Genomic DNA, 26,655 nt, shown 5'->3' with positions numbered 1-26,655 from the left:
TATGCATATTTACTTACAAGATATTTTTGTCCAAATGCAAGCGCAGCTTGATCACCAAGCTGCGCCCGATGCCAGTATTTTGATTGATCTGGTGCAACGGATACGCCCCAAAGATACCCAAAACACTTCAGAAATTAACGAAACTTTTCAAGACTTTATTCAATCTCTCATCAGCACACCCAACGCAATATACACCTTACAACACTATATTCTTCGACTACTGAATAGCTATAAGCAAAGTGGTTTATATGCAGATAGCGGTATTTTATCTCTCGATGGTTTTTGGAATCAGCTCAGTCAACGTATAGGCGCTCACTTTCTACCACCATTACGGAATAACACCGAACTTTCCGATCTCATTAGCCAAGTATTTCATTTACGCAGTGACCGTTATTGGTTGGAAAATATTCAAGATCAAAACTGGATACAACTCTTTCAATTATTTGGTCACTTACCGCACAACTTGGCAGATATTGAACGCATTGAAGCGGAAATGATTAAAGCCATTACCGTATTGTCTTATCGGATTAGCGGTATTGGCTTATATCCTGAGTTTATCAATGCGCAACCCGAACTTAGCGAATATGAATCGCCTTTCTTGGTACAAAACCGTGAAATCGTAGAATTTATTGAACAATACAAACAACAACACTCGATTGCAGACCAAGATACTGTCGTTCCTATTCCCGATGCCTCTCAAGCACTGGTTATGATCGAGCAGTGTCGTGATGTGCTACTCAAAATACGCCGTGCCACCAAACGTATTGGGGTCAGCATTAGTCTGACTTATTTGCTCTCTGTGCTTGAGCAATGTTTAGATCGCATTGAGTTATTGCTCAATATCTTGGTCGCAACCGATGAGCTACGCTATACCAGCATGGGTGAGCTATTGACCGACTTGGTCGCCGCACATCAAAGCGAAAATAGTGTACGTTCTTTGCTGGTTACCAATAGTGAATTAATCGCCTTACAAGTCACAGAAAATGCAAGTAAAACTGGCGAGCATTATGTCAGTAGTGACAAAAAAGGCTTTTTAGGCATGTATAAAGCTGCCGCCGGTGCTGGTGGCATTATTGCCACCATGGCAACCTTAAAAATATTAGCTGCGCGCTTAACACTCGCCCCCTTAATGCAAGCCTTTATTTTTAGCATGAACTATTCATTCGGTTTTATGCTAATCCATGTACTGCATTTTACTGTGGCCACCAAGCAGCCCGCCATGACGGCCGCCGCATTGGCAGCCACGGTCCAACAGCGTAAAGGCTCTAAAACCGCACAGATTGCCGAACTAGCAAGTCTAATTATCAATATTATCCGCACCCAGTTTGTCGCTATTTTAGGCAATATATCTATTGCGATTCCAACCGCCGCACTGATTACATGGTTATGGCAATACGCAATGGGTGAAGCCTTGCTCAACCATCATAAGGCAGACAGCCTACTCGACAGCCTGAATCCCTTTACCTCTTTGGCTGTACCGCACGCTGCCATTGCCGGTGTCTGTTTATTTCTGTCAGGATTAATCGCAGGTTATTTTGATAACTTAGCCATTTACCGCAAGATTGGCCCACGTCTCAGAGCGCATCCCAAGCTGCAAGGTATAATGAAAACTGAACGTTTAGAAAAGTTCTCACATTATATTGAGCGCAATTTAGGTGCACTCGCGGGTAATTTCTTGTTTGGTATCATGCTTGGCAGTATGGGTACTATTGGGTTTATCTTCGGTTTGCCGCTGGATATTCGCCATATTGCCTTTGCCTCAGCCAACTTAATACAAGGGCTGTTATGCACCAGCTCAGCTGATATCGGTCTGATCTTTGTTTCTATTCTTGGTGTGATTTTAATCGGGATAACCAACTTATTTGTCAGCTTTTCTTTGACCATTGTGGTGGCTTTAAGAGCACGTCGTGTGCGTTTTGAACAATGGAAGCCTCTGGCCAAATTGGTCATGACCCATTTCTTCACACGCCCTTTAGATTTTTTCTGGCCGCCTAAAGCCCCTATAGATTTACAAGAGGTCGAGCAAAACCACAGTAAAACACATCAATAACGCAGATGCAGCGCTCTTATAAACTGCTGCTCAGATCATGACAATATTGTCAATTTTTTCTAGAATTTTTTGAGAAAAAATTGCATATCTTTCTCAAAAAACATGCAATTCTTAGACTTGAAAAAAAGTGTACTGCCAAGTACACTTTAGCGCTGATAGGAGTAAACAGCTTAAGGAATCGGCTATATATATTTCAATTCAACGCATTCTTATCAGAATGCAGAGAATTAAATGATAGGCTTTGATAACTTATGCCTTATATACTCCACACGAAGTTTTATCCGTCGGAATGCAGCAAATACTAGCGCGACTGGAGGCAAACGCTGCCAATCAAGCATGATTTTTTTGAAGAAAAGCAGACTTCATAATTTCTTCATCATCAGCGCATGATTTTTATCTAGTATGTATAGATTCGTTTCAAACCGATGAAGTAAGCGTCATTGGGACATTTGCTAATAATTTTTAAAATAATGATTTATTTTTTTAATTTTTTTAGCAATATTAGGGAGTGTTCTGTTTTTGGACAGATTTTATGCTTAAGTTCGCCATCTGGCGCTATAGGCTAAAATAGCAATACCCCTTTTGACGATGAACACAATCGAGATGCTACAAGCTGAAATCCTGTAGTGGTATCGATGCGCCTGAGACAATCTCCCATTGAGCCCTACAATAGCATAACAATTTTGTAGTTAATTAAGGCTTTTATATCAGTAGCTTACATAAACACACTTGGTCCTGCAAAGATAAGGGATGGTGTATAGGGTGTATATGGATTGTTATGCTGTGGATTGCATAGCCACAATTTATATTGCTTAAAAATTACTTTAGATTAAATCTAAATGAGGTGGAATAATGATGTCGGCAAAGCTTTGGGCCCCTGCCCTCACCGCTTGTGCTCTAGCAACAAGTATTGCGCTTGTAGGATGTAGTAAAGATCCCAAAGATGCACAACAAGCAGCCGCTGCCCAGAAAATGCCGCCGACAGAAGTTGGTGTTTTGGTGGCTCAACCACAAAGTGTTGAACAAGTGGTCGAGTTATCCGGCAGAACTGCGGCATATCAAGTTTCAGAAGTACGTCCACAAACCAGTGGTGTCGTGCTTAAACGGTTGTTTAATGAAGGGAGCTTTGTCCGTGCTGGTCAACCCCTCTATGAAATAGACTCAAGTATTAATCGTGCCAATTTAGACAATGCACGTGCAACGCTAACGCGTCAGCAAGCCAACCTGAATGCCATGCGTGTCAAGGCCAATCGCTATAGTCAATTGGTTGGTATGAATGCTGTTTCTAAACAAGAATATGATGATCTTATCTCGCAAGTAAAACTTGCTGAGGCAGATGTTGCAGCGTCACAAGCGGTATTAAAAAATGCTCAAATTGATTTGGGCTATTCGACCGTTCGTGCGCCGATTTCAGGTATCACAGGAATCTCAACCGTTACAGCGGGTGCCTTGGTCACTGCAAATCAAGCTGAGGCCTTGGTAAAAATTCAACAACTAGACCCAATCTATGTTCTGATTAATCAATCTAGTGCGGAATTACTAAGACTAAAAAAACAAATTAGTCAAGGAAATCTCACGGCGAACTTAAATACCAAAGTGCGTTTAAGACTTGAAGATGGCAGCATCTATCCAATTGAAGGCAATATGCAATTCTCGGATGCCAGCGTCAATCAAGAAACTGGCTCTGTAACGATTCGTGCCTTATTTGACAATCCAAATCAATTGTTACTCCCTGGCATGTATGCAACTGCAGAAATTGTTCGAGCAGTTATTCCAAATGCTTATCTAGTGCCACAAGCTGCATTGACCCGTACACCAACAGGTCAAGCCACAGTCATGCTAGTCAATGCCAAAGGACAGGTTGAACCACGTCCCGTCACAACAGCAGGCTCAAAAGGCACAGAGTGGATTATTACCGATGGCTTAAAAACCGGTGACAAAATCATTGTTGATGGTATAGCCAAAGTAAAACCTGAGCAGAAGGTCAATGCCAAACCATACCAAGCCAAACCGGCCCCACAAGCTGGTAAAGCTGCTGGTGCACCACCAGCAAGTGCTGCACAACCTGCGCAACCGGCAAAACCAGTTGAGCAAAAAGCAGCTTCTCAAGCTTAAGGGGAAGTTTTAATGGCTCGTTTTTTTATACACCGCCCCATCTTTGCATGGGTCATTGCCTTGGTCATTATGTTGGCAGGGATCATTACCCTGACACAAATGCCCGTTTCACAGTACCCCACCATTGCACCTCCCAAAATTTCCATTTCTGCTGTTTATCCTGGTGCTTCTGCTGATACAGTCGAAAATACCGTGACACAGGTCATTGAACAGCAAATGAATGGTCTGGATGGATTGCGTTACATTAGTTCGCAAAGCTCATCCAACGGGATGGTGCAAATTGATGTCAACTTTAAACAAGGCGTCAATGCAGATACAGCCCAAGTGCAGGTGCAAAACAAATTGCAAACTGCGATGGCATCTTTACCTCAAGACGTACAACGTCAAGGGGTAACCGTCAAGAAATCTGGCGCAAGTTTCTTACAAGTTGTAGCCTTTTCCTCTCCGCAAGGGAATCTTACGCGTGGCGACATCGCTGACTATGTCAATGCCAACATTAAAGATCCACTCAGTCGTGTGGAAGGTGTGGGTGAAATTCAAGTGTTTGGTGGTCAATACGCGATGCGTATTTGGTTAGATCCAGCCAAACTCAATACATTTAACTTAACACCTGCAGATGTTAGTGCAGCAATTCAAGCACAAAATGCGCAAATTGCAGTAGGTCAATTAGGCGGCGCACCATCGGTGCAAGGTCAAGTCATCAATGCCACGGTCAATGCACAAAGCTTGTTGCAAACGCCACAAGAGTTTGAAAATATCTTCCTGAAAAATGCCAGTGATGGTGCACAAGTCCGTATCAAAGACGTCGCACGGGTAGAACTGGGTTCAGAAGATTACCAATTTGACTCGAAGTACAACAACAAGACAGCGACGGGTATTGCAATTCGTCTTTCTACCGGTGCCAATGCTTTGGATACCGCACAAAATGTAGAAAATGCTTTGGCGAAAATGCGCCCAAGTTATCCTGCTGGTTTAGAAGACAAAATTGCTTTTGATAGTACCCCCTTCGTAAAACTATCCATCAATAACGTGGTACACACTTTACTGGAAGCTATTCTATTGGTTTTCTTGGTCATGTTCTTGTTCTTACAGAACTGGCGCGCCACGATTATTCCAACCTTAGCTGTACCCGTTGTGGTATTGGGAACCTTTGCGGTTATTAATGTCTTTGGTTTTACCATCAACACACTCACCATGTTTGCCATGGTATTGGCAATTGGTCTATTGGTCGATGACGCCATTGTGGTGGTAGAAAACGTCGAACGGATCATGGTCGATGAACACAAAGATCCTGTGACAGCAACCGAACAATCCATGGAGCAGATCTCAGGTGCACTGGTCGGGATTACCAGCGTACTGGCTGCAGTATTTATTCCAATGGCATTTATGAGTGGTACCACCGGGGTAATCTATCGACAATTCTCGATTACTTTGGTAACCGCAATGGTCCTGTCATTGATTATTGCGCTCACCTTTACCCCTGCGCTGTGCGCCACGATTTTAAAACAACACGATCCCAACAGACCGCTCAGTGACAATATCTTTGCACGCTTCTTCCGCTGGTTTAACAACATGTTTGACCGTACTTCGCAACGTTATCAAAACGGCGTAAACCATATGACCCACAATAAAGTGGCGTCAGGTATTGGTTATGTTGTGGTAACGGCGATGTTGATTGGTGTGCTCAAAATCATGCCGACGTCATTCTTACCCGAAGAAGACCAAGGGGTGTTATTTACACTGGTGCAATTGCCGCCTAATGCAACACTAGAGCGGACCGAACAAACCTTAGCCAACATTACCGACTACTTCCACGGTAAAGAAGGCAAATACGTTGAATCCGTATTTACTGTCGCAGGCTTCTCTTTTGCCGGTATGGGACAAAACCAAGGGGTGGCATTTATTCAGTTGAAAGACTGGAAAGAACGTACCACACCTGAGTCCAAAATCAGTGAGATTGTCAAACGTGCGATGGCACTTAACGTGATTGATCGCAACTCCACACTGATTTACCCATTACAACTGCCAGCGATGCCAGAACTGGGTGTAAGTTCAGGTTTTGACTTGCAATTAAAAGATCTTGATGGTCAAGGTCATGAAAAACTCTTGGCTGCACGTAATGCCGTGCTCGGTATGGCTGCTCAAGATAAACGTCTGGTGGGTGTACGTCCAAATGGTATGGAAGATACGCCACAGTATAAAATCAAAATTGACCAAGCTTCGGCAGGTGCGATGGGTGTTAACTTAAGTGACATTAACAGCACCATGGGAATCGCTTGGGGCGGCTCTTATGTTAATGACTTTGTCGACCGTGGTCGTGTTAAAAAAGTATATTTACAAGGTGAAGCCAATACTCGCATGATGCCTGAAGATCTAGACAAGTGGTATGTGCGTAACAAACAAAATGCCATGGTGCCCTTCTCTGCTTTTGCAACAGGTGAATGGGGTTATGGTTCGCCTCGTCTAGAGCGTTATAACGGTGTTTCATCAATGAACATCCAAGGAAGTCCAGCACCGGGTAAAAGTTCTGGTGATGCCTTGCGTGCCATGGAAGAAATCATTGGCAAACTGCCAGAAATGGGGCTAGACAATTTTAGCTTTGAATGGACCGGTTTATCACTAGACGAAAAAGAAGCAGGTCAACAAAACTTGGTGATCTATGCCATGTCTATGCTGATCGTATTCTTATGTTTGGCTGCATTATATGAAAGCTGGTCGATTCCAGTATCAGTAATGCTGGTGGTACCATTGGGCTTGGTGGGTGCAGTCTTACTTACCCAAGGCGTTATGATGTTAACCAAAAATCCAAACCTTTCAGACAACATCTACTTCCAAGTTGCCATGATTGCGGTGATTGGTCTTTCTGCCAAGAATGCCATCTTGATTATTGAGTTCGCCAAAGAACTACAAGAAAAAGGTGAAGAACTGTTCGAAGCCACCATGCATGCTGCAAAATTACGTTTACGTCCGATTATCATGACCACCCTAGCCTTTGGTTTAGGGGTCTTGCCAATGGCCATATCTTCAGGTGCGGGTGCGGGTAGCCAAAACTCTGTTGGTATTGGTGTAATCGGTGGTGTACTTACGTCGACTTTCCTTGGTATTTTCTTTATCCCTGTGTTCTTTGTTTGGATTCGTAGTATCTTTAAGTACAAACCTAAGCAAAAACCAACTCAACAGGAGCTCTCATCGTGATGCCAGCTTTATGGACGCTTACTGGTCGTAGTATCGCGGTATCTGCACTCGCACTTGCTTTGGCGGCATGCCAAAGCATGCGTGGCCCAGAACCCGTCGTTCAGGCAAATATTCCTACGGGTTATTTAGCCAATGCGAATGGCCCTTCAATTGCTGAACAAGGGTATAAAGAGTTCTTTAGTGATGCTCGACTTGTACAAGTAATCGACTTAGCGCTTAACAATAACCGCGATTTACGTACCGCTGCACTGAATATTCAAAAAGCCCAGCAACAATTACGAATTGCAGAAAATAATCAATTACCAACGATTGGCGCAAGTGGCAGCATTTTACGTCAAGATACGACAAGTGCCCCCAAACCCTTTACCACGTATGACGTTAGTCTGGGTGTTACAGCCTATGAGCTGGATTTCTGGGGTCGTGTACGCAGCTTAAAAGATAGTGCCTTAGATGATTATCTCGCCACAGCGTCTGCACGTGATTCAACGCAAATCTCCTTGATTGGACAAGTTTCTCAAGCGTGGCTGAACTATGCTTTTGCCAATGCACAATTAAAATTGGCACAGCAAACCTTAGTTGCGCAAGAGAATTCCTATAAGCTCAACAAAAAACGTTTTGATGTGGGAATTGACAGTGAATTGCCAGTACGTCAAGCGCAAATTTCTGTTGAAACAGCACGTAATGACGTCGCCAACTTTAAAACACAAGTTGAACAAGCTAAAAACTTACTCAACTTATTGGTTGGTCAAAGCATTCCTGAAAACTTGCTCCCACAACAAGCCGTGATACAGATCACTAATAATCAAGCCTTTAGCACAGGTATTCCAAGTGATTTGCTTTATAACCGTCCTGATATCCGCACAGCAGAATATCAACTGTCTGCAGCGGGTGCCAATATCGGTGCTGCACGGGCGCGTTTATTCCCAACCATCAGCCTAACAGGCAGAGCGGGTAGCGCATCGACTGACCTCAGTGACTTGTTTAAATCGGGTTCATTTGTTTGGTCTTTGGGGCCAAGTCTTGATCTACCAATTTTCGATTGGGGCACACGTAAAGCCAATATCAAGATTTCAGAAACTGATCAAGAAATCGCTTTATCAAACTATGAAAAATCGATTCAATCTGCTTTCCGTGAAGTCAATGATGCACTGGCAACACGTATGCATATCGGTGAACGTTTAACCGCTCAAAAACGTTTGGTACAAGCGACCAATACCAGTTACAAACTTTCAGATGCACGTTTTAAATCGGGTATTGATAGTTTCTTAACCGTATTAGATGCACAGCGTTCTTCATATACCGCTGAACAAAACTTGTTGTTACTCCAACAAGCTGATCTCAACAACCAAATTGAGCTCTATAAAACCCTCGGTGGTGGTCTAAAAACCAATAGCAGCGATCCAGTACAATATCCTGCATCGAGTTCCCAGCAGAAATATCATAAAGAAGACGTCGTCAAATAGTATTTTCTATGCGATGACTGCGTAGCAAAGCCCACCTCGGTGGGCTTTGCTATATCTAAATCTAAGATTTGTTATATTGGGGCTTTGTTATCTCTACGCTTTGATATATGTGGGCTTTCTAAGCCTATAAATAGCAAAAAACAACTGAGCAATAGAAAAAATTAATTTATACTCAATATCATTTTTTAAACACAATAAGCTAAACACATGATACAACTCAGCAACTTAGAAAGCATACCTGGGCATCAAAGCATTCGCCAAATTGATGTCGTCTATGGCAGTACCGTACGTAGTAAACATGTTGGTCGCGATCTCATGGCCAGTCTAAAAAATATTGTCGGCGGTGAGCTCAAAGGCTATACCGAACTCCTCGAAGAATCGCGTCAAGAAGCCATGCAACGTATGATTGACAAAGCACAGGCTTTAGGGGCAAATGCAATTGTCGCCATTCGTTTCTCGACCTCCAATATTGCTAAAGGGGCTTCCGAATTGTTCGTATATGGTACAGCCGTCATCGTCGAAGCAACGACAAATACTCTACCCGACCCATTCTCCAATCAGCACTGAGCATAGATCATGAATGCCTTCATTTTTAAAATTGTACTGTTTGTTGTGCTATTCAGCATCGGCTGGTTGGTAGGTCGCCGTGTTGAACAGCAACATTTACAACAGCTTGAGCAGCAAGAAGCGCAACTTGCAGCAATAAGTCTATGTAATGAAAGAAAGATCACTTCCTCTGGGCAAGGACAGTTGATCATGAGCAATGTGGTGATCTCACATGATTATTTTAAATATGTTTTAGCTGTGATTCGTAATCTACTCGGTGGACGTATTCAAAGTTATGAATCCGTCGTGGAGCGAGCGCGACGTGAAGCAATTGTACGTTTAAAACGTCAGGCATCGCGGTTAGGTGCAGATCAAATCGCAGGCTTAAGGCTCAGTACAGCGCAGCTGAAACGGCGCGGTGGTATGATAGAGGTTTTTGCCTACGGTACCGCACTGATCCCACCGGTAGTGGTCAATAACACTGAGCCATATCACAACACTGACCCGTCCTAGTCTAAAGCCGGCAACGTTCCAGCATCACATCAGCATGAATGCAGGCGCGCTATATATTAAAAGTTTATATATTAAAAGTTATGGTGTTAAAAAGATTTTACTTCACTTTAACTTTACGAATCATTTTATAAAGCAGCGGTGGTGATAAACGCGATAGCCACACGCCTAATTTTTCTTTTATACCCGCGACCACTATATATTCACGACCTTTCATCAGGGCGGATAACATTTCTTTGGCAAAATCATCTGCATTCAGACCGCTTTCAATCGCATCATCCTGATGATTTTGTGCCAAACCCTCACCATTTAGGGCATTAAAAGATACGTTGGTCTGCACAAAACCTGGAAATACCACCGATACCTGAATGCCCAATGGCTGCACTTCTGCACGCAAACTATTGGCCCACATATGAATCGCTGCTTTCGCCGCGGAATAACTGGCGCGATATTGTGTTCCCACCAAGCCCGCCACACTGGATATAAAAACAATATGTCCTGACTGCTGCGCGATCAGCATGGGCAATACGGTTTTGGTTAAATGAATATGGGAAAAATAATCAACTTCCATGATTTTGCGCTCAGTTTGCATACTGGTTTCTGAAATCAAAGCACGTTGACTCAAGCCAGCGTTATTGATCAACCAATCAATCCGCCCTTTTGACGCTTGTACTTGGGTAAATGCTTGCTGTAATTGTTGTTCATTCTGCATATCAAAAGGAATAACAAGATGCCGATCTGGATTGGGCAAGCTTTGCCGCACCTGCTCTAACACATCTTGTCGACGGGCAGATAAAATTAATTCAGCGCCCGCGGCAGCACACAGACGCGCACATGCCAAACCAATCCCTGACGAAGCGCCAGTAATCCAAACTACTTTGTCTTGTAAATGATATACCGCCATGGTGCGCTCCAATGCATTTAAAAAAGAGGCTGTTCATCAATACGATTGTATTGTTGATGCATCGAGAAACTGTAAAAAGTGTTGAAATACCACAGCTGCCCGATGTGGATCAAGTTCTGTTGCTAAATGAGACAAGCGTTTATATCCCATTTGGCAACACATCTGGATCACAGCATTTAAACTTTTATCTAAAATAAAATTTAAATGCAATTGTTCCTTAGGCTTATACAACAGAGCATCTACCCCGACATCAACAATTTCAATCAATTGCTGGATTGCTGCGACGATTGCTGGAGCATCATTGGCTTGCACTGCCTGAAGCTGAAGCAGGTAGTTTTGCCGCTGTGCGAAAGAAATTGCATAATGCAGATAATGTTGCACACCACGCTGCTCAATACAATGTGTTTGTAAATAATCAACCAAGGGCAATAAGCGCTGATTGCGAAATAAAGCCACGGCATAAGGCATATATTTTTCAATATGCTGTTTAATCTCAGTGATGACCTGCGCTGAAGCATGCAAAGAGTGCAGCAATTGCTCAGCTTCAAGCGCTCCCTGCCCTTCGGTCACGTGTTGTTGGCATTGTGTTATTTGCGCCGTCAATAACGCTAAAAACACGGCATCGAATACCTCGCATGCTAGTGTAGCCAACACCTGCCCCAAAGCTTTTGCTTGGGCTGGTTTTTCTCCTGCGCGTAATGCCCGATCAATCTGTTGTAATTGCACTACACTTTCAGGGCTGATAGGCAAATATACCTGAGACTGCATCGCTTAAACCCTCTATTCAATCTATTAATCCAGATAAGATGATGCGCATGCTTTCCCACCGTCACACAGTAAAGCCAGAATGACAGACATGCTGTAGGACAAACAAAGACGTTACAGATCTACATCGCTGTAAGAGGATTACAAGATAGCATCCCCTCATAATAGAACCTCAGCAAAAACAAGCATAAGTTTAGCGCAGACCCAATCGGCTGTAGTTCCCAACCAGATAAAAATTTTTGCTACAATAACTGCAATTTTCTTTGATGTTTATTGTCTTGACTATGACCAATACAGCGCAAAATATTGCAACCACTTACGATCCAACCGAGATCGAAAAAAAATGGTACCAAACTTGGGAACAAAAAGGTTTCTTTAAACCCTCTGGCCAAGGCGATGCTTTCTGTATCATGATCCCACCGCCAAACGTCACGGGTAGTTTGCATATGGGTCATGGTTTTAACAATGCCGTCATGGATGCCCTAACCCGTTACAACCGTATGATGGGTAAAAATACGCTTTGGCAACCGGGTACAGACCATGCCGGTATTGCTACGCAAATGGTGGTTGAGCGTCAACTTGCCGCACAGGATATTAGCCGCCATGACTTAGGGCGCGAGAAATTCATTGAAAAAATTTGGCAATGGAAAGAGCAATCAGGAAATACCATTACCAGCCAAATTCGTCGTTTAGGTTCATCGGTAGATTGGTCACGTGAACGTTTTACCATGGATGAAGGTCTGTCCAATGCTGTCAAAGAAGTATTTGTTCGTTTACATGAAGATGGTTTGATTTATCGTGGTAAACGTTTGGTCAACTGGGACCCTAAGCTACATACCGCACTGTCTGATCTGGAAGTTGAGTCTATCGAAGAAAATAGCTCACTCTGGCACTTTAAATATTTCTTTGAAGATCAAACGATCCGTACCCTAGATGGTGCCAATTATTTGGTTGTTGCAACCACACGCCCAGAAACCTTATTGGGTGATGCTGCGGTCGCGGTACATCCCAAAGATGAACGTTATGCACACTTAATTGGTAAAAAAATTGTATTACCGATTAGCGGGCGTTTGATTCCTATTGTCGCTGACGAATACGTTGAACAAGACTTCGGTACTGGCTGTGTAAAAATCACCCCTGCACATGACTTCAATGACTATGAATTGGGCAAACGTCACCAACTCCCCTTGATCAACATCTTCAATAAAAATGCAGAAGTATTGGCAAACTTTGAGTTTATGAGCAAAGCTGGTGAGCCGATTTCTGAATATATTGCAGCACCTGCCGCATATGCTGGTCTAGAACGTTTTGCAGCACGTAAACAACTGGTTGCGCAAGCTGAAGCGGAAGGCTGGTTAGACAAAATCGATCCTTATACCCTCAAAGCACCACGTGGTGATCGTTCTGGCGTAATTGTTGAACCGCTGCTAACGGATCAATGGTATGTCAAAATTGCACCTTTGGCGCAGCCTGCCATTAGTGCAGTACAAGATGGTCGCATTAAGTTTGTGCCTGAACAATACAGCAATATGTACATGGCATGGATGAACAACATTCAAGACTGGTGTATTTCACGTCAATTGTGGTGGGGTCATCGCATCCCTGCTTGGTATGACGATGCAGGGAATATTTATGTGGCACGCAATGAAGCCGAAGTGCGTGACAAATATCAAATTGCAGCTGATATTGCATTGCAGCAAGATGAAGATGTATTAGATACCTGGTTCTCCTCTGCGCTCTGGACCTTCTCAACCCTCGGTTGGACTGGCGATCCAGCGCAAGATGCACACAATGACTTTCTCAATACCTTCCACCCAACCAGCGTATTGGTCACAGGTTTTGATATTATTTTCTTCTGGGTGGCACGCATGATCATGATGACCATGCACTTCATGAAAAACCCAGATGGCACACCACAAATTCCGTTTAAAACCGTTTATGTACACGGTTTGGTACGCGATGGTGAAGGTCAAAAAATGTCTAAATCCAAAGGTAACGTATTAGACCCATTGGATTTGATCGATGGAATCGACTTAGAAAGTCTAGTGAAAAAACGTACCTTTGGTTTGATGAATCCAAAGCAAGCCAGCAAAATCGAAAAATCAACCCGTAAAGAATTCCCAGAAGGCATCAATGCTTATGGTACAGATGCCTTACGTTTTACTTTCTGTGCACTCGCCAATACTGGTCGCGATATCAAATTCGATCTCAAACGCGTTGAAGGCTATCGTAACTTCTGTAATAAAATCTGGAATGCGACACGTTTTGTACTGATGAATATTGAGGGGCAAACGGTTGCGACACACGCTCAGTCAGAACTTTGGGAGCTGCCAGAGCAATGGATTGTCAGCCGTCTGCAAAAAACCGCTCAAACTGTACAACAAGCATTTGAGACCTATCGTCTCGATTTAGCTGCACAAGCTATTTATGACTTTATTTGGAATGAATACTGTGACTGGTACGTCGAACTGACCAAACCTGTACTCAATGACGAAAGTGTTGATCCTGCGCGTAAAGCAGAAGTCCGCCGTGTGTTGTTGGCAGTACTTGAAGCGTCTTTACGCATGGCACATCCACTGATGCCATATCTAACCGAAGAAATCTGGCAAACCCTTGCACCAATGCTCGGTGTTGCTGGTGAAACCATCATGACTGCGCCTTATCCAGTAGCGGATGAACAGCTCATCAATACTCAAGCTGAAGCAGATATGCATTGGTTACAAGGACTAATTGGTGCGGTACGTAATATTCGCGGTGAAATGGGCTTAGGTAATGCGCGTCTTCTACCAGTATTACTGAAAAACATCACCGCAGCAGAGCATGCTCAAATTTCACGTATTGAGCCCTTGTTTAAAGCTTTGGCCAAAGTTGAAAGTATTGCATTCCTTGCGGCTGACCAAGAACCACCTTTGTCATCTTCTAGTGTGGTTGCCCATGCTGTGGTCTATGTTCCAATGAAAGGGCTCATTGACCCGCAAGCTGAATTGGCACGTCTACAAAAAGATTTAGACAAAGTACAAAAACAGCATGATCAAATCGCCAATAAACTCGCCAATGAAGGCTTTGTTAGCAAAGCGCCTGCCGCAGTGGTCGAGGGTGAAAAAGCCAAACTGGCTGAATTCTCAGATCAGTTGACGCAGATCAAACGCAATATGGAACAAATTGCCGCTTTATAAGATCTATCCAGATCAGCAATAAAACTATATAAATCATCCCCTCCACGGAGGGGATGATGGTTTATGCGTTTAGGTCGTGATTTGGATGCTATTTTAGCTACAGGCTGTTTATTTGGTTTTATCGCCTGCAAAACTGCTGCTGCATTGACTGAATATTTTATTTTCCTAAATCATCCAATGCGGTTCCCTGCACAGGATTACGTCGCCAATAATAAGGCTGCAGAAATCTGAGTAGCAAACGCCACGGTGACATCCATACAATACGAACATTATTTTGCTTATTGCGACTAACACGTTGTGCCAAGTAAGCGCAAACTATTTCGGGCGAATCAATCACAAACATAAATAACCATTTCATTTTACGCCAATGTCGCGCATCACCATGTTGCCAAGATGAAATCAATAAGTCCGTAGCAACCATGCCGGGGCTTAAGGTACCGATTTTAATCTGACTATGCTTGGCTTCTCTATATAATGCATGGCTAAAATACCCTACCGCACGCTTCGTTGTAGCATAAGCGGTCATGCCAGCACTCCATTCACCACGGCTGCCCCAACCCTCCATATTAAAAATTTGTCCAAAACCCTGCACGGACATTCCTTTTAAGGCAATTTGTGCACCAAACATTGCACCAAGCACGTTAGTTTGTACCACTTGCTGTAACTCTACCGCTGAAATTTCTTGAAAAGCTTTAGCTGCTGTACAACTGCCAGCATTATTAATCCAAACATCAATATATTTAAACTGCTGCTGTGCATATCGCCACAAATTTTGTAGATCATCATAGTTGGTTACATCACAGCATTGCCCAACAATATGTGCTGCACCATATTCATTCGCCAATTGCTTTAAGCTTTTTTGCAGCTGAGCCTGATCCCGACCTGCAATCACCACATGCCAGCCCAAATCTAAAAATGCTTTTGCTAGACCAAAACCGATGCCACGTGTTGCGCCTGTAATCACCACACAAGATGATTTTGTATTTTCTATGCTACTCAATATAATCCCCAGCAGTCATAACCATCAATCACGGCTATAAAATATACCCCTCACAGAATAGCCAATATATTGCAATCAATATATTGAAATACTTTTTTGCAGAGTATATTTTAACGCATCTCATATTTTTAACGCATATAATGCAACGATGTTGATTTGCATGCCTGAATAGATATACCGTACTATCCAAGCAATGTGAATTCGCCAATATCAATAGATATATTTAATATACTGGAGTTTATTTTGAAAACTATTCTCTTGAGTCTTCTAAGCTGTTCAGTATTAGCAGCTTGCCATCAACCGAATACCCCGCCTGAACTCAATGAGCAAACTACTGCCTCAGAAAATATATCTATTAGCACGGTAGCAGCATCCTCCACATCAATACCCACAAAAATAGCAGAGAAAAAACCAGTCGATCCACTCAGCATGACCAATACCGTTCCTTTGCCTACAGGTTATCAAGTCGATAATTTATATTTAAAACAACCGCTACGGGTAGACCTTAATGGCGACGGCAAGTTAGATTCCTTTCAAGTCCTGCATAATCCCAACAAAGCTGGCTTAAAATATTTATTTGAATTTCGTATTAACGATAGCGATCAAGTTTATTATTATGAAAGTGATAATCCAGAGGATGACCTAGATTTATTTGGTAGCTTTGATATTGCCAAAGCAGGTCAGGTCTATGTTGATCAATTAAAAATTGAATCTGACGATCTGGTCGATGTAAAAAATGCGCCCGAAGAAGCAAAAATTTATTTGCAACATGATGGTGTTTTAGCAAACTGGAATGAAGAAACCTGTGCAACATCGTTATTTTATTTCAAAGACAATAAAATTCATCGTGCCGCACTATGTTAAAACAATCTCCGATTCAGATAGAATTACTCTACATCACTTTATTTATCCTCTTAGAGCTCTTATCTATACTCCTTACATATATCCTCTCCCACATAGGCAACAATGCATGCGTGAATCTTTAAAACAAAAAATAATCCAAGTATGCGATCAAAAAATTGATAAAAAAGGAGATCAAGTAGGGATCTCTTTTTATGCATTCTTTGCCAATAAAAATGATCATCCAGAATTGCTCATGGAGGCAGCGCACTGGTGGATTATGGAAAATAAATTAGATCATTTTGAGAAAGCAACCAAGGTCAAGGCATTACTGCTTTAATCCTTAAATTATGTTTTATATTTAAATGACTTTTATTTTAATTTAGCCTTTTAAAATTCAAAAGATAGCATTCAGAACACTGAATATCGGCTACTTCAGCAGCCTTTATGCATCATATTACTGTAAGATTTTGTTATAAAATAAAACACTTAGACTACATTAAGCCTTTCAAAGTAAACATAAGTAGCTGCTACATTACGATAAATTAAAAGAATGATTATTTTGTATCCCCCTCCTTTACGCAGATCACCACTGTTTAACACTTAAATTTTTCATTGTCATGTCGATACGAATTTATTTTATCGACACATTTTTGATTTAAATTAGGTTAATTTATGCGAATCTTGCGAAGAAAAAGAAAACCCTTAGAGATTGATGATATTAATATCATTGATGAACAAAAAAGTATTCAAGCCATTAAAGCTGCCGCACTAGGCAATGCGATTGAGTGGTTTGATTTTGGTGTTTATGGCTATGTTGCCTATGTATTGGGTAAAGTCTTTTTTCCCAATGCCTCGCCCAGCGTACAAATGATTGCCGCCTTAGCCACCTTCTCCGTTCCTTTTATTTTTAGACCATTGGGCGGAATTGTTTTTGGTCGTATGGGTGATAAATATGGTCGGCAAAAAGTTTTGGCAACCACCATTATTTTAATGACTTTAAGTACCTTTGCGATTGGTCTTATTCCATCCTTTGACACAATTGGGATCTGGGCTCCCATATTATTATTGATTGTTAAAATCATTCAAGGCTTCTCTGTCGGAGGTGAATATGCTGGTGCTGCAATCTTTGTGGCAGAATATTCACCAGACCGTAAACGTGGTTTTATGGGCAGCTGGTTAGATTTTGGCTCAATTGCAGGTTTTGTTTTGGGTGCAGCAACTGTATCGGCAATTAGCAATATATTGGGAGAAACACAATTTGCCGAATGGGGCTGGCGTATTCCATTTTTCATTGCACTGCCTTTAGGACTTGTGGGTTTATATTTGCGTCATGCTTTAGAAGAAACTCCAACCTACCAACAATATAATGCGCAGCAAAATAACGCACAAAAAAATTCTACTCCTCAGCAGCAATCTGAAAAACCCAATACCTTTGGCACTATTTTATCAAAATACAAACGTAGTTTATTGGTCTGCATTGGAATCGTGGTAACCACGAATGTTACCTATTATATGTTACTGACCTATTTACCAAGCTATTTCACCCATAATCTAGGCTATGCAGAAAATCACGGTGTGCTGATTATTATTGCAGTCATGCTGGGAATGCTCTTTATGCAACCAACGATTGGCTGGCTCAGTGACCGTTTAGGTCGACGACCTTTTATTTTTATGGGAAGTGCATCATTATTGGTATTGTCTTATCCCGCCTTTTTACTGCTTAAAACCGATGTAATCCCCTATATTTTCTTAGGACTATGCATTTTAGCGCTTAGCCTCAATATGCTAATCGGTGTAATGGCATCCATTTTACCAGCACTATTTCCAACCAATATCCGTTATAGTGCACTGGGGATTGCTTTTAATATCTCTGTGGTTGTTGCAGGTTTAACGCCAACCGTTACTGCAACATTGGTTGAAAGCACACAAAACCTTATGATGCCAGCATATTATTTAATGATTGTCGGGCTACTAGGCTTGGTTACGGCTTATTATCTAAAAGAAACAGCCAATAAACCGCTGGCAGGCAGTGTTCCCATGGCAACGAGTCCAGAGGAAGCAGAGGAATTACTAGAAGCATTGCATGACAATATTGAGCAAAAAATTGAAGACTTAGATCAGCAAATTTTGCAGCTACAAGAAAAACGTCAGAAACTCGCAGACCAACATCCTAAGATAGACTGAGATCATCTATCATGATGTAGCGATAGACATATGTACTGTGCAAACTTACTACTGTGCAAACTTAAATATAAAAAGCCCCTAATTTTTCAATCAGGGGCTTTTTGATCAAACGAAAGATTAAGTTTAAATCGATCGATTAATCAAGGTATCAGAAATTATTGTGCAGCAGCTTGTGCAGCAGCAACTTCTTCAGCAAAGCTCATTTCAGCTTTTTTCTCAATACCTTCACCAACTTCAAAACGAACGAATTGATTAACAGCAGTCGCTGTTGCTTTTAATACGTCAGCAACTTTTTTATCATTATCAATTACATACATTTGACGCTCAAGAACCACTTCATTGAGATATTTCTCAACAGAACCCGTAACCATTTTTTCAACGATGTTTGCAGGTTTACCAGATTCTTGTGCTTTCGCTTCAGCAATTTCTTTTTCTTTTGCAATCAAGTCAGCAGGAACTTGCTCTGCAGTAACGGCAACAGGATTGAACGCAGCGATGTGCATTGCAATACCTTTACCTGTTTCAGCTTCACCCGCATAAGCAACCACCACACCAATTTTTAGACCGTGACGGTATACTGCCAAATTGTCGCCTTCAATGATTTTAGCGCGACGAACTTGGATGTTTTCACCAATTTTTTGAACAAGCGCAATACGAGCTTCTTCAACAGTTTCGCCATCAGCCAATTTTAATTCTGCAATTTTAGCAGGATCAACTTCATTTGCAGCTAACGCAGCATTAGCAACATTTTTAGAGAAGTTTGCAAAGTTTTCGTCTTTTGCAACGAAGTCAGTTTGGCAGTTTACTTCTAAAAGAATGGCTTTATTGCCTTCTTGAACGATTGTGATTGCACCATCAGCAGCGATGTTACCCGCTTTTTTAGCAGCCTTCGCTTGACCAGACTTACGTAAGTTATCAATCGCTAATTCGATATCACCATTTGCTTCAGTTAATGCTTTTTTGCATTCCATCATCGCAAGACCAGTACGGTCACGTAATTCTTTTACCATGCTTGCAGTAATTGCAGTCATGTTATTCTCCTAAATACGGTAGAAATTCAATCTGTACAACAAAAACGGCCCGATGTCTTACCAGGGCCGTCTTGCTTGATTGACGTTTAAATTTGCCATCTAGAGATGTCGCTAAAATGACAAATCGTCATCAAAATACATTAAGCCTCAGGCGCTTCTTTCGCTGCGTCTTCGCCTTTTGCTTGCGCATTGGCTTGAGTTTGAGCATATTCTTTACCAGCAAGAATCGCATCAGCCATTGCAGAAGCATATAGAGTTACTGCACGAATCGCATCGTCGTTACCCGGAATAACATAGTCTACGTCATCTGGGTTAGAGTTTGTATCAACGATACCAATCACAGGAATACCTAAGTTTTTCGCTTCTTTGATCGCGATTGCTTCGTGATCAACATCGATCACGAATAATGCGTCAGGTAAACCACCCATGTTTTTCACGCCGCCTAAAGAGCGCTCAAGTTTTTCCATTTCACGGGTACGTTCTAAAGCTTCACGTTTAGTCAACTTAGCAAAAGTGCCATCAGTAGACTGAGTTTGAAGATCTTTTAAACGATTGATTGATTGACGAAGTGTTTTCCAGTTCGTCAACATACCACCTAACCAACGGTGATCAACATAAGGTTGACCTGCGCGTTGCGCTTGCTCGCGGATGATGTTAGATGCAGCACGTTTCGTACCAACGAATAATACTTTGTTCTTTTTGCTTGCTAAATTGTTAACAAAATTTAACGCATCATTTAGAGCAGGAACGGTGTGTTCTAAGTTGATGATATGAATTTTGTTGCGAGCACCAAAAATGTATTGACGCATTTTTGGGTTCCAGAAGCGAGTTTGGTGACCAAAGTGCGCGCCAGCTTGAAGAAGGTCACGCATACTAACGTTGTAATCTGCCATGTTTGTATACCTTAATATTTGGGTTAGGCCTCCATATGTCCGCATTCTCCACCTATTGCTAGGCACCCAGAGTAATGTGTCGACATATGTGCGGATTTTCCAATTTCAACAAATTGAAACTTACATACATTTAAGTATGAAAAGCATTTGATAAATTGGGCGGCTATTTATACCATAGTCACATACAAATTTCCAAAAGTTTTTAAAGATCATGAATAGTACTTATCAAGCACCACGTCGATTAATCAAAACAGCCGATGAAATCGAGAAAATGCGTGTTGCTGGTCGTCTTGCGGCTGAAATTTTAGATTTAATCAAAGCACATATTAAAGCTGGCGTAAGCACACTAGAGCTTGATCAAATTTGCTACAACCACATTGTCAATGTACAACAAGCCATCCCTGCGTGTTTGGGCTATGGTGCTGCGCCTGGTCGCCCTGCTTTTCAACACAGTATTTGTACTTCTGTCAACCATGTGGTCTGCCACGGCATTCCGTCAGAAAGCAAACTGTTAAAAAATGGCGACATTCTAAATATCGATGTCACCGTTATCAAAGATGGCTACCACGGCGATACCAACATGATGTATATCGTGGGTGAGGGCTCAGTCTTGGCAAATCGTATTTGTAAAGTTGCACAAGAAGCGATGTATCGCGGTATGGAAGTGGTCAAACCCGGCAATACCATTGGTGATATTGGGCATGCAATTCAAAAATATGTAGAATCTGAGCGTTTTAGTGTTGTCCGAGAGTATTGCGGGCACGGTATCGGTACCGTATTCCATGACGATCCTCAAGTGCTGCATTATGGCCAACCGAAAACAGGTATGGTCCTAGAAGAAGGCATGACCTTTACCATTGAACCCATGGTCAATGCGGGCGTTTGGCAAACACGTTTGCTTGGTGATAAGTGGACAGTTGTCACCAAAGACCATAAATTATCTGCACAATACGAGCATACGATTTTAGTAACAGCCAATGGCTTAGAAGTCTTAACCGCTCGCCCTGAAGAAGACTTAAGCCGTTTTACTGCTTAAGCCTTTAAGCCATACAAGCAATACTCGAGCGGGCATGATCAGCCCGCTGAGTTTTTTCTGCCAGCTTAAAACCGTATTTTCATCAATCTTTCAACTATTTTTCAGAGCAATATGCCATCTCTTGGCATGAATCTCCCAGCAGCACGCCCCCAATATTGCATTTATGCAGACCATCTAGCCCGCCAATTCTTTGCAATTTAGTCACGCTTATTAAAAATAATATTAAAAAACTGTATTGGAATCACACAGAGCGTACAAATCACGCTCTAAACAAACAAGAATTACACCTATTCAAGCATAATCAATCATTTAAAAAAAATTTAAGCCTGAATAATAAGAGTTCAAATAATCAAAATAACTCGGCATGGAGCCTTTTATATGAACAATAAAACAATAATTTTAGGTCTAGCAGTTGTCACCTCTCCCATCAACAGTTATGCCGAAAGTGATGATTTTAAAATATCTCAAGCGCATACGTTTAAGCGCTTTTCAATTTCAGCGGGTTGGTTACATGCAGCCCCCTTGGGTCAAGCCAATCCCTTTCATATAGCCACAGGTGCTTTAAACGGTGATTATCGTGTCGGAACAATCAAACTCGATACCGTTAATGATGCGGTTGCTGCAACCAGTGCCGGTGAGGCAGCACAAAAACGGCTCAATACCGTTGCCAGTGCAGGAGAATTCATTGGCATCATCCAAGATGGCACGCTCACTCCCGAGATGAGTGGACGCGTCAATGTACAAGGCATAGAACAATGGCAGAATGCCAATACTGGCTTAGAAGCCAATGCCGTGGATACACTGGGTATCATGGCAAATTACTATTTTACCGATCATTGGTCCTTAGAACTCAAAGCAGGTATTCCGCCCAAAGTTGATATCAGTGGTAAAGGACAAATTTTTGCTCCCTTCACAGGGGTTGCCACACCAGAAGGCAATCTCCCATCTGGGATTATAAATAATATTGCCAATCAGCTCATTGATGGCATTGGCCCTATTCCACTCGACAAGCCTATTGCGATTACCGACTTAGCACAAGGAGATCAAGCTGCTTCTGTTCGTGCGTGGCTACCAGCAGCAGAAATACATTATCAATTTGGTCGTTCTGGGATCAATAAATTTCGCCCCTATGTCGGCATCGGTGTAATGTACGCTTATTTCGATAAAGTACAACTCAACCCAGCAATTGAATCTGATCTCATCAGTGCTGGGCATAAAGTACAAAATATTTTAGATAATCAAGCAGGTGCAGCCTTAGAGGGCAGTCTTTCCAGCGCCGACCCCGAAGTCAAAGTAAAAACCAGCGATGCTTTTGCACCGATTGTCACGCTAGGTGCAAGTTATGATTTCAATCCGCGCTGGTTTGCAGTCGCGTCGCTGAGTTATGCAAAGCTAAATAATGAAGCTGATATTCGAGTAACTGATCGTCAAAGTGGCAAAACCTTGATTCAAAGTAAAACCAAAATCGATATTGACCCGATCATAACTTATCTTGGATTAGGCTATCGCTTTTAAGTGTCGACAACGTCAATCACGGCAAGCCTGAAATTTAAATTTGCTTCAGTTTTCAATAAGCATCGCAACAAGCTAAAAGCTAAAAGCTAAAAGCTAAACAACAAAAACAATAAAAAATAAAATAGGCAACCACAACGGGTTGCCTATAGAAAAAAATCAACCGTTAAAATAAACGATTCATACCATTTAATGTTGCCACACGATAAGCTTCTGCCATAGTCGGGTAGTTAAAGGTTGTTTCCACAAAATATTTAATCGTGTTGTTCGGACTTTGCATTACCGCTTGACCAATATGAATAATTTCAGCTGCATTATTACCAAAGCAATGAATTCCCAAGATTTCTAAAGTATCACGGTGGAATAAAATCTTCAGCTCACCCACGGTATCGCCTGTAATTTGTGCACGAGCCAAATGTCTAAATGAAGATTGTCCCACTTCGTAAGGAATCTTCTCTTCAGTCAATTGTTGTTCCGTTTTCCCAATTGAGGAAATTTCAGGAATGGTGTAAATCCCTGTTGGAATATCCACCACAGGTTTTACATCCTGTTCACCACTCATGTTGGCGCCTGCACATCGCCCTTGGTCATAAGCCGCTGAGGCGAGTGAAGGCCAACCAATCACATCACCTGCTGCGTAGATGTTCTCTACTTCAGTTTGGTATTGATCATTTACAGCCAACTGACCACGACTATTCGGTGTGATACCGACATTTTCGAGTCCTAAGCCATCGGTATTGCCAGAACGTCCATTACACCAAAGGATTGCATCTGCTTTAATCTTTTTACCGCTTTGCAGATAGAGCACCACATGGTCATCCGATGTTTCTAAATGATCAATTTGCTCATTATGACGAATCAAAACGCCCTGCTCGCGTAGGTGGTAAGACAACGCATCAGAAATTTCATCATCTAAATAACTGAGTAATTTATGTTGCGTATTGATGAGATCAACCTTTAGACCTAAACCAATAAAAATGGATGCATACTCACAACCAATCACCCCAGCGCCATAAATAATGATTTTATGGATGGTGTAGTCTAGATCTAAAATTTTATCTGAATCAAATACGCGTGGATGATTAAAATCTAAACCTTGTGGGCGATATGGGCGGCTACCTGTCGCAACAACCAATTGTTTAAAAATTAAAGTTTCTTTAATGCCATCTTCACTAAACACCAAAACGGTGTTCTTGTCTTGAACATAGGCACGACCATGAAAAACTTCAATATCGTTACGATCATAGAACCGACTGTGGGTATCAACCTGTTGTTGAATAACCTTGTGGGCATGGCGTAATACTTGCTTTACCGTGACCTGCTTCCAATTACGATCTTTTTGAAATAGTGGATCACGCTGAAAACGAATAATGCTAGATACTGTTTGTCGTAATGCTTTACTCGGAATCGTTCCAACATGGCTACAATTACCGCCGAGTTGATCACGAATTTCAACTATCGCGACGCGCATCCCTGATTTTGCCAGCTTCATTGCCGCGCCTTCTCCTGCCGGTCCTGAACCGAGCACCACGGCATCAAACTTCAGGAAATTCCCAGCAACGATTTCTTTTTTACGTGGCATTCAAAGCTCCTTATTCTAAATCATCATTACAACTGCGCACTATTATGACCTAATCTGCTCTTTTTTTCTTTATTTCAACTGCATATATTATGTGATGACTACATTTTGTAAATGAATAGTCTTTTTAACCCATGATTTTACATTTTGGTTATAATAGACAGGTGTATCCCTCGTCAAAAAGTGGAAATTTAGTTATGTCAGCAAACCGTAAACCTGAACAGGGTGTCAAACTGAGAGGCGCAGAAAAAGTTGCGCGCATACCTGTCAAAGTTATTCCTACGGTTGAAACGCCACGAAAACCCGATTGGATTCGCGTCAAAATGGCTGCACCAGATGAGGTTCAGCGCATTAAGACCACTTTACGTGCACAAAAGTTACATACTGTTTGTGAAGAGGCTGCTTGCCCGAATTTACCAGAGTGCTTTGGTGGCGGGACGGCAACCTTTATGATTATGGGTGATATCTGTACACGCCGCTGTCCTTTTTGCGATGTCGCACATGGTCGTCCCAATGCTTTAGATCCCGATGAGCCGCAGCATATGGCTGAAACCATTGCCAATCTGGGTCTAAAATATGCAGTAATCACTTCAGTGGACCGCGATGACCTAATCGATGGTGGCGCACAACATTTTGTAGATTGTATTCAGCATGCTCGCCAGCTTAGCCCCAATACATTGTTAGAAATTTTAGTGCCCGACTTCCGTGGGCGTATGGATATAGCCCTACGCATTATGACCGAGTGCCCACCGGATGTATTTAACCACAATATCGAGACTGTGCCGCGTTTGTATAAAGCCATGCGTCCAGGTTCTGATTATCAGCACTCTTTAAATTTATTGAAAATGTTTAAAGAATACTGCCCAGACATCCCAACCAAATGTGGTCTCATGGTTGGCATTGGTGAAACTGAGCAAGAAGTGCTTGATCTACTTGATGATCTAAAAGCACATGATGTTGACTATGTCACCATTGGTCAGTATTTACAGCCATCGAAGCAACATGCGCCGATTGACCGTTTTGTAACTCCAGAAGAGTTCGAACGTTATACAGAACATGGTCAAAAGCTTGGTTTCAGAAATATTTGGGCTGCACCGATGGTACGCTCAAGTTATTTTGCTGATCGTCAATATTATGGTGAACCAGTTCCAGGTGTACGCCGTAAGGTTAATCCTGCAAAGAAAATTGCAGTACAGGTGATCGAAGCCTAAAAACTGCGCTACAGAACTGCTCTGTAAGTCAGAAATAGCTCATAATCAACCTATTATGGGCTATTTTTATATTAGATCGAATGCTTTTTATATTGATCAAGTTATTTTTCAATCGGATAAAATTTCAACCCTAGGGTTTTCCTATCAGTATTGCACCCTGATTAAGCTAAGGTTAGAGTAATTTACTTACCCTTTAAAATTAAGCAGTCACGGGAAATAAAGACTATGTCACAACAAGATCAGCAACAAGGTTTAGCCGTACGTCGTCAAGTCATGGGGGATGCTTTTGTACAACGTGCACAACAAAATACCGTACCCTTTACCGAGCCTCTCCAAGATTGGATTAATGAACACGCTTGGGGATCGACATGGCAACGCCAAGAAGTCTTACCCTTAAAATATCGCTCGTTGATTACTATTGCTTTTTTAACTGCACTCAAAAGCCCAACAGAGTTAAAGGGTCATGTTCGTGGCGCACTCAATAACGGTGCTTCTATTGAAGAAATTCAAGAAGTCTTGCTCCATAGCCTTCCCTATTGTGGCGCACCTGCCGCACAAGAAGCATTCCGTGCAGCACTAGAGGTCATCGAAGACCATCAAGATAAATCACTCTAAGTTATTATTTTTAATATAAATTTATTG

At 42.0% G+C, this 26,655-nt stretch carries 20 protein-coding genes; 14 read left to right on the top strand and 6 right to left on the bottom strand.

Translation table 11 applies throughout. From position 1 onward, the window contains the following. Position 1: 1 nt before the first annotated feature. From BFG52_RS04145 to BFG52_RS04120, 6 genes are all read left to right on the top strand, one after another. Positions 2–2,050 (top strand): site-specific recombinase, encoded by a 2,049-nt coding sequence (locus BFG52_RS04145; RefSeq protein ID WP_067552966.1) that lies wholly within the window; start codon positions 2–4, stop codon positions 2,048–2,050. 852 nt (positions 2,051–2,902) lie between these two features. Continuing rightward, a complete protein-coding gene (locus BFG52_RS04140; RefSeq protein ID WP_067552964.1) occupies positions 2,903–4,165 on the top strand; it encodes an efflux RND transporter periplasmic adaptor subunit in 1,263 nt (420 codons plus the stop codon). A gap of 12 nt (positions 4,166–4,177) precedes the next feature. Continuing rightward, positions 4,178–7,360 carry an efflux RND transporter permease subunit gene (locus tag BFG52_RS04135; protein WP_067552962.1) on the top strand — a complete coding sequence of 1,061 codons (3,183 nt, stop codon included), beginning with the start codon at positions 4,178–4,180 and terminating at the stop codon, positions 7,358–7,360. Next, complete coding sequence (gene adeK, locus BFG52_RS04130) at positions 7,360–8,823, top strand: multidrug efflux RND transporter AdeIJK outer membrane channel subunit AdeK (protein ID WP_067552960.1); 1,464 nt, start codon at positions 7,360–7,362, stop codon at positions 8,821–8,823. Before BFG52_RS04135 ends, adeK begins: the two co-directional genes overlap by 1 nt. A gap of 210 nt (positions 8,824–9,033) precedes the next feature. Continuing rightward, positions 9,034–9,390, top strand: coding sequence for a YbjQ family protein (locus BFG52_RS04125; RefSeq protein ID WP_067559118.1), 357 nt, complete (start codon positions 9,034–9,036; stop codon positions 9,388–9,390). A gap of 9 nt (positions 9,391–9,399) precedes the next feature. Then, positions 9,400–9,882, top strand: coding sequence for a YbjQ family protein (locus BFG52_RS04120; RefSeq protein WP_067552959.1), 483 nt, complete (start codon positions 9,400–9,402; stop codon positions 9,880–9,882). A 97-nt stretch (positions 9,883–9,979) separates the two neighbouring features. Here BFG52_RS04120 and BFG52_RS04115 read toward each other — a convergent pair whose 3' ends face one another. Beyond that, complete coding sequence (locus BFG52_RS04115; RefSeq protein WP_067552957.1) at positions 9,980–10,783, bottom strand: SDR family oxidoreductase; 804 nt, start codon at positions 10,781–10,783, stop codon at positions 9,980–9,982. Between the two features lie 36 nt (positions 10,784–10,819). Next, complete coding sequence (locus BFG52_RS04110) at positions 10,820–11,551, bottom strand: hypothetical protein (protein WP_067552955.1); 732 nt, start codon at positions 11,549–11,551, stop codon at positions 10,820–10,822. 275 nt (positions 11,552–11,826) lie between these two features. Here BFG52_RS04110 and BFG52_RS04105 point away from each other — a divergent pair, with 275 nt between their 5' ends. Continuing rightward, a complete protein-coding gene (locus BFG52_RS04105; protein ID WP_157758067.1) occupies positions 11,827–14,724 on the top strand; it encodes a valine--tRNA ligase in 2,898 nt (965 codons plus the stop codon). Between the two features lie 157 nt (positions 14,725–14,881). On the opposite strand, the gene BFG52_RS04100 is transcribed toward BFG52_RS04105, so the two are convergent. Beyond that, positions 14,882–15,730, bottom strand: a complete 849-nt coding sequence (locus tag BFG52_RS04100) for an SDR family NAD(P)-dependent oxidoreductase (RefSeq protein WP_081408614.1) — start codon at positions 15,728–15,730, stop codon at positions 14,882–14,884. A 237-nt stretch (positions 15,731–15,967) separates the two neighbouring features. Between BFG52_RS04100 and BFG52_RS04095 the strand changes: the two genes are divergently transcribed. The 3 genes from BFG52_RS04095 to proP all read left to right on the top strand — a co-directional run bounded on the left by BFG52_RS04095 (position 15,968) and on the right by proP (position 18,751). Continuing rightward, complete coding sequence (locus BFG52_RS04095; RefSeq protein ID WP_067552951.1) at positions 15,968–16,588, top strand: hypothetical protein; 621 nt, start codon at positions 15,968–15,970, stop codon at positions 16,586–16,588. 106 nt (positions 16,589–16,694) lie between these two features. Continuing rightward, positions 16,695–16,904 (top strand): DUF6500 family protein, encoded by a 210-nt coding sequence (locus BFG52_RS04090; protein ID WP_067552949.1) that lies wholly within the window; start codon positions 16,695–16,697, stop codon positions 16,902–16,904. A 335-nt stretch (positions 16,905–17,239) separates the two neighbouring features. Then, the gene (gene proP / locus BFG52_RS04085) at positions 17,240–18,751 is read left to right on the top strand and encodes a glycine betaine/L-proline transporter ProP (protein WP_067552947.1); all 1,512 of its coding nucleotides are present in this window, start codon (positions 17,240–17,242) and stop codon (positions 18,749–18,751) included. Between the two features lie 155 nt (positions 18,752–18,906). Here the strand turns inward: proP and tsf are convergent, their stop codons facing one another. Further along, positions 18,907–19,782, bottom strand: a complete 876-nt coding sequence (gene tsf, locus BFG52_RS04080; RefSeq protein ID WP_067552945.1) for a translation elongation factor Ts — start codon at positions 19,780–19,782, stop codon at positions 18,907–18,909. A 140-nt stretch (positions 19,783–19,922) separates the two neighbouring features. Then, positions 19,923–20,675 carry a 30S ribosomal protein S2 gene (gene rpsB / locus BFG52_RS04075; RefSeq protein WP_067552943.1) on the bottom strand — a complete coding sequence of 251 codons (753 nt, stop codon included), beginning with the start codon at positions 20,673–20,675 and terminating at the stop codon, positions 19,923–19,925. A gap of 211 nt (positions 20,676–20,886) precedes the next feature. Between rpsB and map the strand changes: the two genes are divergently transcribed. Continuing rightward, positions 20,887–21,711, top strand: a complete 825-nt coding sequence (map, locus tag BFG52_RS04070; protein WP_067552941.1) for a type I methionyl aminopeptidase — start codon at positions 20,887–20,889, stop codon at positions 21,709–21,711. A gap of 378 nt (positions 21,712–22,089) precedes the next feature. Beyond that, positions 22,090–23,226, top strand: coding sequence for an OmpW/AlkL family protein (locus BFG52_RS04065; protein ID WP_067552939.1), 1,137 nt, complete (start codon positions 22,090–22,092; stop codon positions 23,224–23,226). A gap of 163 nt (positions 23,227–23,389) precedes the next feature. On the opposite strand, the gene sthA is transcribed toward BFG52_RS04065, so the two are convergent. Then, entirely contained in the window at positions 23,390–24,805 is a 1,416-nt protein-coding gene (gene sthA / locus BFG52_RS04060; protein ID WP_067552937.1) for a Si-specific NAD(P)(+) transhydrogenase, read from the bottom strand. A 194-nt stretch (positions 24,806–24,999) separates the two neighbouring features. On the opposite strand from sthA, the gene lipA reads away from it, so the two are divergent. Continuing rightward, complete coding sequence (gene lipA, locus BFG52_RS04055) at positions 25,000–26,013, top strand: lipoyl synthase (protein WP_067552935.1); 1,014 nt, start codon at positions 25,000–25,002, stop codon at positions 26,011–26,013. Between the two features lie 225 nt (positions 26,014–26,238). Then, positions 26,239–26,628 (top strand): carboxymuconolactone decarboxylase family protein, encoded by a 390-nt coding sequence (locus BFG52_RS04050; protein ID WP_067552933.1) that lies wholly within the window; start codon positions 26,239–26,241, stop codon positions 26,626–26,628. Positions 26,629–26,655 lie beyond the last annotated feature (27 nt).

Origin of the sequence: Acinetobacter larvae (genome assembly GCF_001704115.1) — a bacterium.
GTDB lineage: Bacteria > Pseudomonadota > Gammaproteobacteria > Pseudomonadales > Moraxellaceae > Acinetobacter > Acinetobacter larvae.
Note: the sequence above shows the minus strand (reverse complement) of the source record. Positions and strands in the feature narration are given on the sequence as shown.